Raw genomic sequence first — 15,898 nt, 5'->3', positions numbered from 1 at the left:
ACTTTAAAAGCGTTGTTGTTTATTTATCGAAAAGTGAACAAGCACCGGATTCCGCACCACTAAACTGGCTGCGCAGCGAGGCAAATAATTCTCGGCCCATGCCTTCATGGCTATCGGTTAAATCAATGGTGGCTGCTTCGCGTTGGGCAAGGGTTTTCTCATCAACTAATATGCTCAAAATACCGTTCTCAGCATCTAATTTGATTAAATCCCCATCTTGAACTTTCGCGATTAAACCGCCATCAACCGCTTCAGGCGTAACATGGATGGCCGCCGGAACTTTACCCGATGCGCCCGACATTCTGCCATCGGTAACCAATGCTACTTTATAACCTCGCTTCTGCAACACGCCTAAGGGTGGGGTGAGCTTGTGTAGTTCAGGCATACCAATGGCTTTAGGCCCCTGAAAACGAACCACCACCACGCAATCTTTATTTAACTCTCCGGCTTGAAATGCGCGATCTAATTCGTGTTGGCTCGATAGCACTACGGCAGGGGCGGTGATGCTTTCTGTTCCCTCAGGAATTGCTGAGGTTTTCATAACCGCTCGGCCTAAATTGCCAGAAAGCACTGCTAAGCCGCCGTGGTCGCTAAATGGAGTTCGTGCACTACGCAATACACTTTCATCAAGTGATTCCGTGGGCCCATCAAGCCAAACTACTTTATCGCCCTGCAATTCAGGGCGCTTGGTGTATCGCGTTAAACCATCACCAGCAACGGTTTTCACATCGTCATGCAGCAGGCCAGCTTCGAGCAAAGTATGCACTAAATAAGCCATACCACCCGCACGTTGGAAGTGGTTAATATCAGCATCGCCATTCGGATAAATGCGCGTTACTAAAGGTGTTACCGCCGATAAATCAGTGAAATCATCCCAGTTCACTAAATATCCTGCTGCGCGCGCTACAGCAATTAAATGCATGGTGTGGTTGGTAGAGCCGCCAGTAGCCAGTAAGCCAACAATACCGTTCACAATACTTTTAGCATTCACGATTTCAGCAATAGGCGTATAATCGGAGCTTAGCTCGGTAATGCGAGTTACTTGTTGCCCCGCTACTCGCGTGAGTGCTTGCCGCAATGGTGTGCCCGGATGCACGAACGAGGAGCCAGGAAGTTGTAACCCCATCATCTCTACTACCAGCTGGTTAGAATTGGCCGTGCCATAGAAAGTGCAGGTGCCAGCGCTATGATATGAAGCCGCTTCCGCGTCCAGCAGCTCAGCTTTGCTTACTTTGCCTTCGGCATAAAGTTCGCGCACGCGGGCTTTTTCTTTATTAGTGATCCCTGATGGCATCGGGCCTGCGGGCACAAATACAAACGGTAGGTGCCCAAAACTAAGGGCTGCGATTAATAATCCGGGTACGATTTTATCGCAAATACCGAGGATTAAACCGCCATCAAACATATTATGCGATAGCCCAACAGCTGCCGCCATCGCAATCACATCACGGCTTAGTAAGCTTAGCTCCATGCCCGGTTGACCCTGTGTAACGCCATCGCACATGGCGGGAACACCTCCGGCAACTTGAGCCACACTACCTACTTCGCGAATGGCTTGTTTTAACTGCTCAGGGTAGTTTTCGTAAGGTTGATGTGCTGAAAGCATATCGTTGTACGAGGTAATGATGCCGATATTTGCGCGCGTTAAGCTACGCAGGTTTCCTTTATCATCTTTTCCACAAGCGGCAAAACCATGAGCCAGGTTGCCACAGGATAGCGCCCCACGATGCGGGCCTTTGTGCCGCGCTTTCTGCATGCGCTCTAAATAGCGTTGCCGCTCTTGGCTACTGCGCGCTTCAATTCGTTGGGTTACTTGTTCAATTACACTATGCATTATTTACTCCTCAGGTACGGCGAGCATTACCGTAACGGGTACCTGGTTTTGCAGTAGAAAAGCGCTTGCTGGCAACATAGCGTTTGGCTGCATCGCTTGCTCTAATATGGATTTTTTAGCTTCGCCCACTAAGTGAAAGAAGATCGCGTGGCTATTCAATAAACGGGTTTTGCTTAGCGATATACGCTCGAAAGGTGCATGTATTGGGGTAATAGCTACGGCCGGGTTGGTGGTTGTCATACCTTCATTTAATTGTGGGCTTTCAGGAAATAGCGAAGCGGTGTGCCCATCCTCGCCCATGCCAAGAATTACCGCATCAAAGCAAGGTAAGGCTGCGAGCCGTTTATTAACTTCAGCCAAGCCTTCGGTTGGCGTTGAATGCTCACTTAACAAACTTACAAATGTTGCGTTAGCAGCTTTGTGCTGTAGCAAGTGTTTATGCACTAGCGCTTCGTTGCTGGCTTCGTGCTGCACGGGCAGCCACCGATCATCAGCAAGCAAAACCGTGATTTGAGCCCACGGTAAATCTTGGGTAGCTAATTGCTGGAAGAATGGAATCGGCGTGCGACCACCAGAAACCACCAAATAACCGTGGCCTCGCGCAGCAACGGCTTCGAGAAGTATTTGGCTAATCTGTTGTGTTAACCGTTCGGTGAGCGTGTCGCTTTGCTGAAATTTATTCATGTTTAAAGTCATAACTCGTTGCCATTTGTGCGTTTAACGCTTAGAAGTCATCATCCCATTCACGGCCATCGTGAGCGATTAGGGTAACCGATGAAGCTGGGCCCCAACTGCCAGAGGGATAGCTTTTCGGTTCTTCACCGGTTTGTATCCATGCATTCCGAATGCCATCAATCCAGTGCCACGCATGTTCTACTTCGTCGCGCGCTACGAACAAATACTGATTGCCTTGAATAGCTTCTAGCAATAACCGTTCATAAGCATCAGCAATGCGCTGATTCTCAAATGTTTGATCGAAACTCAAATCCAAAGTTGTTGGTTTCAACTGCATTTGCTTTCCTAAGCCAGGCACCTTATTCATCATTTGAATTTCCACACCTTCATCGGGTTGCAGGCGGATAATCAAGCGGTTTGGCGGCAGCTCATTCATGGTTTCATGAAATATATTATGCGGTTGCGGTTTAAAACTAATGACGATTTCAGTACGTTTCTGGGCCATGCGTTTGCCGGTACGTAAGTAGAAAGGTACGTGCGACCAGCGCCAGTTATCGATGTGCGCTTTGATGGCTACAAAGGTTTCCGTTTTACTCGCCGGCTTAGCGCCCTCTTCTTCCAAGTATCCAGGCACGCGTTTATCGCCAACAAAGCCTGCGCCGTATTGTCCGCGCACGGTATCTTCGCGAACATTGTCATGACTAATGGGGCGCAAGGAACGCAGAACTTTAATTTTTTCAGCACGCACACTCTCGGCATCTAGGCGAGTAGGTGGTTCCATCGCGATTAGGGCAAGTACTTGTAGTAAATGATTTTGCACCATGTCGCGAAGCTGGCCCGCGTCATCGTAATAGCTCCAACGCCCTTCAACACCCACCTGCTCGGCAGCAGTAATCTGAATATGATCAATTGAATTGTGGCTCCATTGATCGGAAAAAATAGGGTTCGCGAAGCGTAATGCTAATAAGTTGAGAACCGTTTCTTTACCTAAATAATGATCGATACGGTAGATCTGCGATTCATCAAAGTATTTGGCAACCTCTTGGTTAATCTCACGAGACGATTCTAAATCGTGGCCAAGTGGTTTTTCTAATACGATGCGAGCATGTGGCGAAATCAGCTGCTGTTCGCTTAGCCCCTTACAAACGGTAGCGAATAGTTGCGGTGGCGTAGCTAAGTAGCTCACCAAAGCGCGTTCGTTGTTGGGTTTCAATGCGTCCGATAATATTGAGTAATCGCTGAGTTGTGAGAGCTCAAAACCGCAGTAATGCAAGCGCTCCGCGAGGCGCTCCCAAACCACATTATCAACTTTCTCTTTCCCCACGAACTGAATCAGGCTGGCGTGAACTTTTTCTTTAAAGGTGTGGGCATCTATCTCATCGCGAGCAACACCGAAAATGCGTGTGGTAGCGTGCAACAACCCAGCTTTTTCAAGCTGGTATAAGGCGGGCAACAGCTTCCGGCGTGCTAAATCGCCTAAAGTGCCAAATAAAATGAAATCGCAACAGGCAGTTGTGGATGTCATTGGTTCCTCGCGGCTATGCGTAAAAACGGCCTAAATAAAGACCTATACAAAACAAAATCACAGTTAAATGTAATTTAATTACTTAATATGAAAATAACATATCAATCATTTGCATTGAAATCCAATAAAATGTAATTTAATTACAAAATACCACAGGATTCCCACTATGACACTCTTAGAACAATTACAGCTTGAACTCGCAGGATTGAGTAAATCAGAACGCAAAGTTGGCGAAATGATCTTGGCCAGCCCGGAAGCTACATTGCATAAGAGTATAGCAATGCTGGCGAAAGAAGCAGATGTGAGCGAACCCACGGTGAACCGGTTTTGCCGAACCATGGGAGCCAAGGGATACCCAGATTTTAAATTACAGTTGGCTCAGAGTATTGCGCGCGGTACACCCTATGTGAACCGCCATGTAGAACAGAACGATAGCACTCAGGGCTTAGTGGAAAAAATAATTGAATCGACCATGGCGTCGCTCAATATTACGCGGGCCTCTCTTGATATAGCGGCGATGGAGAAAACCATCGAGGCGCTTACGCGTTCCCATCGAATTTCATTCTTTGGCTTAGGAGCCTCAGCTTCGGTAGCCCACGATGCCCATAACAAGTTTTTACGTTTCGCGACTCCGGTGCAGTTTTCCGATGATGTACTGATGCAAAAAATGGCAGCTATTAATGCTACTAAAAATGATGTGATGGTGTTCGTGAGCCACACAGGTAGAACCAAGGCACTTTGTGAAGTAGCTGCAATTGCTCGCCAATCTGGTGCAACGGTTATAGGCATTACATCCACAGAAAGCCCCCTCGCTGAAGAGTGCTCGCTTGTGCTAGCCACTCATGTTCCCGAAGACACCGACGTGTACATGCCAATGGCTTCGCGTATTGCCCAGTTGGTGTTAGTAGACGTGTTAGTGACCGGTTTTACATTAAAGCAAGGGCCTGAGCTGCAAGAAAAATTGCGGCTGATTAAGGCAACGTTACGCGATTCGCGTTATGAGAAGCGAACTTAATGCGATAAATAATACAGTGAAGTAATTGGAGTAAATATGACCATCAGAGTTGCGATAAACGGCTTCGGCCGAATAGGTAAAAATATTGTGCGGGCTTGGTATGAACGGTCAAGAAATGAAGATATCGAGATTGTGGCGATAAACGATCTTGGTAATTTCGATGTACATGCGCACTTACTTAAATATGATTCCGTACACGGAATGCTGCGAAGCGATGTGGTGCGAAACGACAATGTATTACAAGTTGGCGAGCACCAGATTAAGCTTTATAGCTGCCCAAACCCGGCTGATTTGCCTTGGCAAGCGCTAAAGATAGATGTGGTTTATGAATGCAGTGGTTTATTTACCCAGCGCGATAAAGCGGCTTTGCATTTACAGGCAGGCGCGAGAAAAGTGCTTATCTCAGCGCCCGCGAAAGAAGCGGATGCCACTATTGTATATGGTGTGAATCATCACGAGCTTACCCAGCAGCATAAAATAGTATCGAATGCGTCTTGCACTACTAATTGTTTAGCGCCGATGGCAAAGCCGTTGCACGAGCACCTTGAAATTGAGAATGGCTTAATGACAACAGTGCATGCATACACCAATGACCAAAATCTTACTGATGCGTTACACAGTGATCCGCAACGTGCTCGCGCTGCAGCACTTTCTATGATTCCTTCAAAAACGGGTGCCGCAGCCGCCGTAGGGCTGGTAATTCCTGAGCTAGAAGGGCGTTTTGATGGATTAGCTATTCGGGTACCAACACCGAATGTGTCGTTGGTGGATCTTTCATTTATTGCCGGCCGCGAAACTAGCGTTGATGAGGTTAATGAGATTATTCAACAAGCCGTAAGTACCAGTGCGTTAGGGAAAGTAATGAGTGTGAATCGCTTACCATTAGTTTCTTCAGATTTTAATCACAATCCAAGTTCGTGCATTTTTGATAGCAATCAAACGCGTGTGAGCGGCCGTTTAGTAAAAGTAATGGCTTGGTATGACAACGAATGGGGGTTTAGCCACCGCATGCTAGACACCACACTTGCTTGGTTCTCGAAGTAACTTACCATCAATTATCAAACCGCAAACATTTCAATTAGTTACAGCAAACAGTACAAATAAATAACAATTTTTTTACCCGAGTGATTGACGATAAAACCTTCTTGTTCTATTTTATGAAAGCGCTTTCATAAAATAGAACTCGCCTCATAATAAAAATGTAAAACAACATGAGTAAACAACCAGGAACTCAGTTATGTACAACAGCAGAATAGTGAAGAGCTCTTTAGCAGCCCTCATAATCACCTTCGGCCTAACCGGCTGCGGTAGCGATGATGTGGAAACGGTTTCAGATTTTGAATCGGTGGACACATTAGCGCCAGTGGAAGATTGGCAGCTAGTTTGGAGTGATGAATTTGATAGTGGTCAGATAGATACGAGCAAATGGAATTTTGAAATCAATTGCAGGGGGGGCGGTAACCAAGAGCAGCAATGCTATACGGATAGCGCCGATAACGCATATGTATCAGATGGCACGCTGAAAATTGTGGCGCTGCCTGCTGAAGAAGGTGCTGAGTTACCCTATACATCGGCTCGCTTGAATAGCCGGAATAAAGGTGATTTCAAGTATGGCCGTATTGAAGTGCGTGCAAAAATGCCGCGTGGCCAAGGTACTTGGCCTGCAATATGGATGATGCCAACGGATGAAGTTTACGGTGGTTGGCCGAAATCTGGCGAGATCGATATTGTCGAGGCCGTTAACTTAGGCACTCAAACCGCCGAAGGTGGTGTAGAAAATCGAGTGCACGGCACCCTGCATTACGGCCGTGATGCACCGAACAACTCATCTTCGGGCAAAGCACATACCATTCCAGGCGGTGCCAACCCGGCTGATGATTTCCATACTTACACCATTGAATGGCAAGAAGGCGAGATTCGTTGGTATGTAGATGGATACCTGTATCAAACCCAAACCCAATCGCTTACTCGTGTAAATAGCCGTGGTGAGTTGGTTGGCTTACGCCATAGAGGTTGGTTTGCTGAGTTTTTTAATCAATCGAGCGGCGAACTCGAAGTGGTTTACGGGGCAGAACCTTTTGATCAACGTTTTTACCTTCTGCTAAACCTCGCCGTTGGCGGCAATTGGCCGGAAAATGTGAACGAGCTGGGTATCGATGAAACGGCGTTCACCGATGGGCAAACTTTTGAAATCGACTATGTACGGGTTTACGAGTGTGCATCGAATCCAAATACTGGCCGTGGTTGCGAAACAGTACGTGCTGGCTATAAAGATGAAAATACGCTTGTGGAAGGTGAAGCACCTATTCCTTCGCCGCCTTCAGATGGTGTTGCCCGCAATTTAACTATTTTCGATGGCACGCCAAATCCAAACTGGCCTGCATGGGATTGCTGTGGCGGTTCTACGCCAGAACTCGTTGATGATGAGGAAGCAGGCCCAGCATATCGCTTTACAGTGGGTTCTGAACCTACAGTAAATGGCTTTGTTTCTCGGTCGGCGTTTATTACCGATCCGAATGGTACTCCCTCGCCATTTGATGCTTCACCTATCCTTGAAACAGGTTCGGTGAAATTCGATATTAAGGTGTTATCTCAACCGAGCGCTGAATCAAGCTGGTTATTTAAAATTGAAAGTAATGAAACCTCTACTGAGGTAGAGCTGCCTATTACAGCCAGTGAAGAAGGTGTAGCACCAGCTACGGGTGAGTGGCAAACCGTAACCTATTCTTTGCAATCGTTAGCAGATGCTGGGTTAGATGTATCGGGTATCGATGTGATCATGGTTTTCCCAGCATGGGGAACGGGTGATGGTGCAGAATACCTATTAACGAATGTAAAAATCGAAGCTCCAACGGGTCCCTCGCCAGAGTTAGTATTATTTGATGATGCGGAAAACCTCGATTGGCCAATGTGGGATTGCTGTGGCGGTTCAACACCTAGCGTTGTTGACGATGAGGAGCGCGGCCCTGTTGCTGAGTTCCAAGTTGGCGCCGAACCTACGGTAATGGGCTTTAAACCAGCGGATGGCAGTGGCATTCAGTTTGATGCAACATCAATTCTCGTTGATGGTGTGGTTCAGTTCGATATGAAAGTGGTAACTCCGCCAAGCAATGCTGAATCTTCATGGTTATTCAAAATTGAATCAGACGGTGCAACTACAGCGGTTGAAGTAGATCTCGCTACTGGAAACGGTGGCAATGCGCCAACTACGGGCGAATGGGCAACCTATACCTTTAGTTTGCAAACACTCTCGGATCAGGGTTTGGATGTATCTGCCATTGATGTGGTTATGATTTTCCCAGCGTGGGGAACCGGTGAGGGTGCAGTTTATCGAGTAGATGAAGCACGCATTTATAACCCGAGTGCCGGCGTGAGTGGGTTAAACATATTCGAAAACAATATCGTTGCAGGCTGGTCGCTTTGGGATTGCTGTGCAGGAACTGAGCCTCAGGTTGTTGATGCTGGCGAACCCTATGGTTCAGTTGCCCAATTTGAAATTCCAGGTTGGCCAGAAACCGTACTTGGTTTCCTCGCCGACGAAGACAATTCATTTGATGCTTCAGCCTTAGTTGGAAACGGTGCGATAAGTTTTGATATGCGTATCGTGCAGCAACCAACCGATGGTGAAACGGATTGGCTTTTCAAAGTTGAATCAACGGGTGCGGAAACGTTTGCTGAACTCCCGCTTTCTGCTGGCAATTTTGGTACTGCACCAACTACTGATGAATGGGCGCGTTATACATTCTCTTTGCAGGAACTATCAGAAGCCGGACTTGATTTGAGCGATATCAACGTGATTATGGTGTTCCCTGCTTGGGGAACGGGTCAGGGTACGATTTATCAAATTGATAACGTAACCATCGACAACTTTTAACGCGTACAGCGCAAAAACGGAAAATAGAATTATGAAAAAAATAACGTTTATGAAAAGCCCTGTAGCAGTTGCAGTGTCAGTTATTCTGACCGCCGGTTTGATGACACCGCTATACGCGCAAGAAACAGAGCAAGAACAAGAAGAGCAAGCTGAGCAAACAGAGCAAACGCAAGCCATGGAAGTTATCCAAGTGAGAGGTATCCTTGGTAGTTTGGCGCGCTCTACGCAGTTTAAACGCAATAGCGATGGTGTTGTTGATGCGATTTCCGCAGAAGAGATGGGTAAATTCCCAGATACCAACCTTGCGGAATCATTGCAACGTATTACCGGTGTTACCGTAAGCCGCGTGAATGGCGAAGGTAGCCAGATCACGGTACGTGGTTTTGGCCCTGAATTTAACCTAATTACGTTGAATGGTCGGCAAATGCCGGGAACAGGTTACACCCGTTCATATAACCTCGAGCACTTATCATCGGAAGGTGTCGCGGGACTTGAGGTTTATAAAACGGGGCGCGCGGCAACACCAAGTGGTGGCTTGGGCGCTACGGTTAACATCGTTACGCCGAAGCCGCTTGAGCGGAGCCGACAAAACCTAGTAATAATGGCAAAAGGAATCCATGATTCTTCGGTAGACCTTGGCGATACCGTGACACCGGAAGTAGCCGCGGTTTACAGCGATAGCTTTGCTGATAATCGTTTCGGTGTGGCATTGTCATTCTCCCAATACCGCAGAGATTTCCAAACTCAACAAGCCAATGTTCAAGGGTGGCAAGCGAATGTGCCTTTGCCTTCTCTTGATGAAGCAAATGTGATTGATCCTCGCCCACTTGATGGCGAAGGGAATCGTATCGGGAATCACTTCTTCCCCAAAGATATGAACTACGGCTTTGCTGATGTTAGCCAGCAGCGTACAAATGGCCAGTTAACATTGCAGTTCGCGCCGGTTGATGGCTTGGTGGTTACTACTGACTATACGACAAGCCGGAGTTTAACAGGCACAGAATCGTTCGGTTGGGGTATTTGGAATGAGTTCGGTGGCAATATCAATTCCTATGAACTGGACGAAGATGGCACTGCAATTTTCGCCGATATAGCAGGTAATGATGGTTCATTTACTGCTGAAAAAGGAACCACCGAGGTTAAATCAAGCTCTGTTGGCTTAAATATCGAATATGAAATGAGCGATAGCCTAAGTTTTTGGTTTGATGTGCATGATTCATCAACGAAAACTGATGATGGCGCCGATCCGGGCAGCGGGAATTTTGGTCAGGTAATTTTGGGCTCTGATCAACTGCGTTCGAAAGTGTACGATTATCGAAATGGCGATATTCCGCAGATGCAAATCAACTGGAATAATGGCACTAACGTGTTGTCGCCCAGTGAAATTGATTCGAATTTCAGCCAGTTTTTTCATCGCCCGGCAGAATCAAATATTAAGCAATATCAGTTCAAAACTGATTGGCTAAATTTCAATACCTTCGATTTACCGTTAACAAAAATTACCGGTGGTTTTTCCCGTACCGATCAAGATATGGGCGGTTATGAAGCGTGGAGTGGATTGCGTGGTGGTCCAGGTTTTAACCCGGCATTTCCTGAGATATTCCCAGATAGTATGTTCACGAGAATGGGCACGGGTGATTTCCTAGACCAATTTACCGGTGGTGGTAGTGATTTACTCACGAACTACTATTACATCTATGATTATGATGAAGCGGTAGCGCGGCAAATAGCTTTCCTCACCCGAGATCTTATGGGTGATGACGTGTATCTAGCCGACCCATATATCGATGGTATTAATAGTGAAAGCTATGTTGGTGAAGTTACCGACGCAATTTTCGTGCAATCGGATTGGGAGTTTTATATACGAAACCGCCCGGTAAATTTAAATGTGGGTTTACGTTACGAAACTACGGATGTAACGAGCCGCGTGCGCCAACGGGTTGAACGGCAAGTAAACTGGGTAAGTGCTTCGGAGTGGATCATGCAATATGAACCACAAGATGAAGTGAGCTTCCTTACGCTTACAGGTAGTAATGATGTGTTATTACCGAATTTAGATTTTAAAATTGAACTTACCGATCAATTGATAGGCCGGTTTTCGGCGGGTAAAACCATTTCAAGAGCGCCTCTGGGTAATTTAGCCGGTGGCCGTTCGTTAAGTGGCAGCCCGCGCCCAGGAGCACGTTCAGGTGGCCAGGGGAATACCGATCTTCTGCCGTTTGAATCAACGAATATCGATTTAGCATTGGAGTATTATTACGGCCCGGGTAGCTACGCGGCCATTGGCGTATTCCGAAAAGATGTTGATAACTTTATTCAAAATACGATTACAGAAACCACTATCGATGGGCTTCGGGATATTTCTCAAGGGCCACGTTATCAAGAAGCCGTAGCTGCCATTGAGGGCCGCGGTGAACAAGCTACTAGCACTGCAATTTTCGATGAAATGCTGGCGCTTGGTTACGGTAATGCGGATGGTGTTATTGAACCAAATGCAGATGATCCACTTATGGTGTGGCAAATCTCGCAGCCTACGAACACCGATAGTAAAACGGTAGAGGGTGTTGAGTTTGCGGTACAGCACGTGTTCGGCGAATCTGGTTTTGGTTTGGGTGTAAACGCTACATTGGTTAGCGGCGATGTAAACTTTGATAACAGCAACCTAACGCAGCAGGCACCGTTAACGGGCTTAAGCGATTCTGCGAACTTACAAGGGTTCTATGAAAAACATGGTTGGTCGGTAAAAGTTACTTACGCATGGCGCGATAGCTATTTGATTGGTGTTGGCCAAGCACAAGGCTCATCAGATGCTCCACCACAATATGCGAAAGCTTACGGCCAGTGGGATATGAGTGTGAGTTATGCGGTAAATGATAACTTCAGCATATTCTTCGAAGGGCTGAACCTTACAAACGAAACAGAGCAAGGTTACGGGCGCTATGAGCGGCAGTTCCTTTTCGCTCGTCAGTATGGTCCTCGTTACACTTTAGCCGCACGCTATAGCTTCTAAAATGTGAACATGTAGCCCTGCAAGGAAGAACTTAGCATCAAGGATGAGCATACAAAAAACCGCACTTCAATGAAGTGCGGTTTCTTTTTTGCTTTGTTGTGTATTACCAACGGTTAGCTACTATAAACACCTATTCGCTGATACAAATCGTATTGGTATCTTCCGCTACTTCTGGAACAAACCGAATATCGTTGAAACTTACTTGCCAAGAAGATGCGGTACTAAGGCCGAAGGCACTACCCACTTGCGCTAGGTTGAAGCCAGCATCCTGCAAACAACGCAAATTAAAGTTAAGGGTTTGCCATTCATTCTCCGGCAACTCGGTGAGCTCAGAAGCAATGTTTGTGCTTACATTACAATTCTCACTGCAGTACAAATTCAGCATTACACTATCCGGCACGGTTTGTTCTGTTCTCAAGGTAATTGAGAGCGCACTTACATCGGTATCATAAGCACGAAGATCGCGTGGGAACGGAGTAACAAGGCTGAAACCAGCTTGTTCTTCGCCTGAGAAGTTCACACGGCGTGCATCTTCTTGCACTTGGTCGTCGAAAGTTTCAGTTTGTATAGCACCAAGTGCCTGAACACTGCTTTCAACAATTTGGCGTTCATCGGAGCTACTTAATTCCAATAACCAAGGTTGTTGAACGGCGCGCTCAAATACCACGAGGGCTTCGGTTTCTGCTTCTAAGCCGATATCTTCAGGAAGTTCATCGTCAAGTAGGTTGTTATCGCCGTAGCTCATACCCATACCTAATTGCAACAGTGTTTCCTCGGCATTTGGGGTGGCTGGCCATGAAAATGGTAAACGGCCCGTAGCATCATACTGCACGTTGCCCTCGGCATCCCGCAAAACCACATCAGCAACACCTTGGCCTTCACTACCGGGCAGCCAGATAGCCATGAAGGCATCGGATGCGTTCAGTTCTGGATTCACCCACATTGGCCGACCACTAATAAACAAACTCACAACGGGAATGCCTTGCTCGCGCAAACTATTCAGTAATGCAAGGTCGATAGCGTTGCCACGTTGAAAATCAAGATTCGCTATATCACCGTTACCTTCCGCGTAAGGCTGCTCGCCAAAAACAACAATAGCGACATCAGGTTTTTCGATAAACTGGCCATCTTCAGCAAGTTCTATATCGCCTCCCGCGGCCTGCACTTGATTGGCAATACCTTGATAAATCGACGTACCGCCAGGGAAATCAGCATTGCTGTTTCCTGTACCTTGCCAGCTAATTGTCCAGCCACCGGATGCCTGGCCAATATGATCGGCGGCTGTACCGGCTACAAGAATGCGTTGCGTTGGATCAAGTGGCAGTAATTGGTTGTTATTCTTCAACAATACAAGCGATTGCCGAACTGCATCGCGCGCCACTTCCCGGTGCTCAGCAGCACCAATAAGTTCCGTTCTGCCAGCAAATGGGCGTTCAGCAGGGCTCGGTTTATCGAATAAGCCAGCGCGCATTTTCACCCGCAGAATACGGCGAACCGCATCGTTTACACGAGCTTCAGGAATTACACCATCATGAACCTGTTGAATTAAGTTCTCATACAAAGGCTTCCATGCGTCGGTAGGCACCATGTAAACATCTAAGCCAGCGTTCGCGGCTTGTGGGCAATCATAATTCGTGCAGCCAGGAATTTGGCCATGGCCATTCCAATCACCTACCACAAACCCATCAAAGCCCATTTTTTGTTTTAGAACATCGGTTAGTAAATAGTGGCTCCCGTGAATTTTTTCGCCGTTCCAGCTATTAAACGTCGCCATCACAGTTTGCGCACCAGCACCTAAGCCCCCTACATAACCTTGGGCATGCTCATCAAATAAGGTTTGCTCATCAATTTCGGTATTACCTTGATCGATGCCATCGGTAGTGCCGCCATCGCCAACAAAATGTTTTACCGTACTAATTACGCGTTGATCATCGAGAAAATCTTTACCTACCTCGCCTTGTAAGCCGGTAACAATTGAAGCGGCATATTCACGCACAATCGCAGGATTTTCCGAATAGCTCTCATAGGCCCGGCCCCAGCGAAGATTTTTAGCAACCGCAACCGTTGGTGCAAATACCCAATCGATGCCGGTTACCATCACCTCACGGGCTGTAATGGCGGCAATCTGCTCAATTAAATCAGGGTTATTTGCAGCGCCAAGGCCGATGTTGTGAGGGAAAATAGTAGCCCCGATTACGTTGTTATGGCCATGCACCGCATCGGTGCCCCACATAGTAGGAATCGATGAACCATCTAAACTATCGTCGATAGAAGCTTCATACATGGCTTCAGCGAGCGCTATCCAATCTTGAGGCGTGGCATATTTATCATTGTTGGGAAATGAACCGCCACCATTGAGGTAGGAACCAAACCCATATTGGCGCATATCCTCAACGGTGATATCTCGAATTTCGGGCTGAATCATTTGCGCAATTTTTTGCTCAATGGTCATGTTTTCCATGATTTCAGTAATGCGCATTTCAATATCGTTGTTCAACCCAACTGGCGATTCAATATAGGGCCATATTTCATTGCCTTCTTGGTTGTCAGGAACATTAGCATTGCGATCATCGTTGCTGCACGCGCCTAAAGCCAACGTACACGCGAGCGCAATACTCATTGCAACGGGTGTTTTTCGAAACCTTGAATCTTGCATTAAGCTGCCCCCTCCGCTGCTTTTTCTGACCGAGGTAAATACCCCCGAATACCATAGTAAAAAATATATACGTAGCATAGTAATGGAATAATAAACGACATCTGTATACCAACCTGGTCGGCAAGAAAGCCCTGCGCAAGCGGAACAATAGCGCCACCCACAATTGCTAAGCACAGAATACCTGAGCCTTGGCCGCGGCTTGAACCTAGATTTTGCAGCGCTAGGCTGAAAATAGTTGGGAACATAATCGAGTTACATAAACCTACAAACAACAAAGACCACATGGCCAAGGTGCTTGATGATGTCATTGTTGTAGCAAGTAATAGAACGGCTGCAATGGCATTAAAGGCGAGTACGCGGTTGCCCGAAATTTTCTGCATAATTGCAGCGCCTAGGAAACGGCCAACCATAGCACCGCCGAAGTACCAAGAAATATAATGTGAAGCACGCGAGGTGCTCATATCGCCGATTTCTGGAAGGGCGATGTACATTGCCAAAAAGCTGCCAATACCTACTTCAGCGCCAACATATACAAATATTGCTAAAGCACCGAGCATCAGATGTTTTTGGCGCCATGCCGAGCCTTCTTTCGGTAACGCAAGGGCTGGGTCTACCTTGCCCATATTTGGCAATTTCAGGAATATAAAAATAATTGCCATTAACACTAAGGTTGCGGCAAGAATGAAGTAAGGCAATGCAACGGTATCTTTCGAGACACCTGTTACTTCAGGGTCGGCGATACCGCCAAATATTAACCAAGCGCCGAAGAAAGGCGCAACGGTAGTACCCAATGAATTAAAGGCCTGTGTCATGGTAAGGCGGCTCGAGGCCGTACCTGGCTCACCTAACACCGTTACGTAGGGGTTCGCTGCTACTTGCAAAATGGTAACGCCCGACGCTAATACGAATAGGGCTAACAAGAACAAACCATACACTTCTAGCATGGCTGCTGGGTAAAACAATAAGCAACCAGCACCGGCCACCATTAACCCCGTTACGATTCCCGATTTGTATCCTATTTTCCCAATTAGCTGGCCTGCAGGAATAGACACGATAAAGTACGCGCCAAAGAAACAAAACTGAATGAGCATCGATTGCGCGTAGCTTAAATCAAACAATAAGCGCAAATATGGAATAAGGATGTCGTTTAAACACGTGATAAAGCCCCACATGAAGAAGAGCGATGTTAGCGCGGTAAGCGCGAACCGATATTGGTTGTTGTTATGGGTCATAGTTGCCTCGATATAATTATTTTTTGACCTTTGGCTTGATTATAGCCTATTATGAAAGCGCTTTCATTTATAGCATA

Annotated in this window: 9 protein-coding genes; 4 read left to right on the top strand and 5 right to left on the bottom strand. The window is 46.9% G+C overall.

Annotated elements, in window-relative coordinates; all coding sequences use genetic code 11:
- Nucleotides 1-19: 19 nt before the first annotated feature.
- Genes edd through zwf form a run of 3 tightly spaced genes read right to left on the bottom strand, consistent with a single transcriptional unit; the run spans nt 20 to nt 4,034 of the window.
- The gene (gene edd, locus CWE13_RS08500; RefSeq protein ID WP_126807733.1) at nt 20-1,834 is read right to left on the bottom strand and encodes a phosphogluconate dehydratase; all 1,815 of its coding nucleotides are present in this window, start codon (nt 1,832-1,834) and stop codon (nt 20-22) included.
- 3 nt (nt 1,835-1,837) lie between these two features.
- A complete protein-coding gene (gene pgl, locus CWE13_RS08495; RefSeq protein ID WP_126807731.1) occupies nt 1,838-2,530 on the bottom strand; it encodes a 6-phosphogluconolactonase in 693 nt (230 codons plus the stop codon).
- A 28-nt stretch (nt 2,531-2,558) separates the two neighbouring features.
- A complete protein-coding gene (gene zwf, locus CWE13_RS08490) occupies nt 2,559-4,034 on the bottom strand; it encodes a glucose-6-phosphate dehydrogenase (protein WP_126807729.1) in 1,476 nt (491 codons plus the stop codon).
- A 166-nt stretch (nt 4,035-4,200) separates the two neighbouring features.
- Here zwf and hexR point away from each other — a divergent pair, with 166 nt between their 5' ends.
- The 4 genes from hexR (at nt 4,201) to CWE13_RS08470 (ending at nt 11,933) form a co-directional block, all read left to right on the top strand.
- Complete coding sequence (gene hexR, locus CWE13_RS08485) at nt 4,201-5,049, top strand: transcriptional regulator HexR (protein WP_126807727.1); 849 nt, start codon at nt 4,201-4,203, stop codon at nt 5,047-5,049.
- A 36-nt stretch (nt 5,050-5,085) separates the two neighbouring features.
- Nucleotides 5,086-6,093, top strand: coding sequence for a type I glyceraldehyde-3-phosphate dehydrogenase (gap, locus tag CWE13_RS08480; protein WP_126807725.1), 1,008 nt, complete (start codon nt 5,086-5,088; stop codon nt 6,091-6,093).
- 193 nt (nt 6,094-6,286) lie between these two features.
- Nucleotides 6,287-8,923 carry a glycoside hydrolase family 16 protein gene (locus CWE13_RS08475; protein ID WP_126807723.1) on the top strand — a complete coding sequence of 879 codons (2,637 nt, stop codon included), beginning with the start codon at nt 6,287-6,289 and terminating at the stop codon, nt 8,921-8,923.
- A gap of 31 nt (nt 8,924-8,954) precedes the next feature.
- Nucleotides 8,955-11,933 (top strand): TonB-dependent receptor, encoded by a 2,979-nt coding sequence (locus CWE13_RS08470; protein ID WP_126807721.1) that lies wholly within the window; start codon nt 8,955-8,957, stop codon nt 11,931-11,933.
- 130 nt (nt 11,934-12,063) lie between these two features.
- On the opposite strand, the gene CWE13_RS08465 is transcribed toward CWE13_RS08470, so the two are convergent.
- Both CWE13_RS08465 and CWE13_RS08460 read right to left on the bottom strand, forming a co-directional pair.
- Nucleotides 12,064-14,589, bottom strand: coding sequence for a glycoside hydrolase family 3 protein (locus CWE13_RS08465; RefSeq protein ID WP_198677927.1), 2,526 nt, complete (start codon nt 14,587-14,589; stop codon nt 12,064-12,066).
- Nucleotides 14,589-15,821 (bottom strand): sugar MFS transporter, encoded by a 1,233-nt coding sequence (locus CWE13_RS08460; protein ID WP_126807719.1) that lies wholly within the window; start codon nt 15,819-15,821, stop codon nt 14,589-14,591. The genes CWE13_RS08465 and CWE13_RS08460 overlap by 1 nt, the downstream gene beginning before the upstream one ends.
- Between the last annotated feature and the right edge of the window lie 77 nt (nt 15,822-15,898).

Origin of the sequence: Aliidiomarina shirensis (assembly GCF_003987345.1) — a bacterium.
Classification (GTDB): domain Bacteria; phylum Pseudomonadota; class Gammaproteobacteria; order Enterobacterales; family Alteromonadaceae; genus Aliidiomarina; species Aliidiomarina shirensis.
Note: the sequence above shows the minus strand (reverse complement) of the source record. Positions and strands in the feature narration are given on the sequence as shown.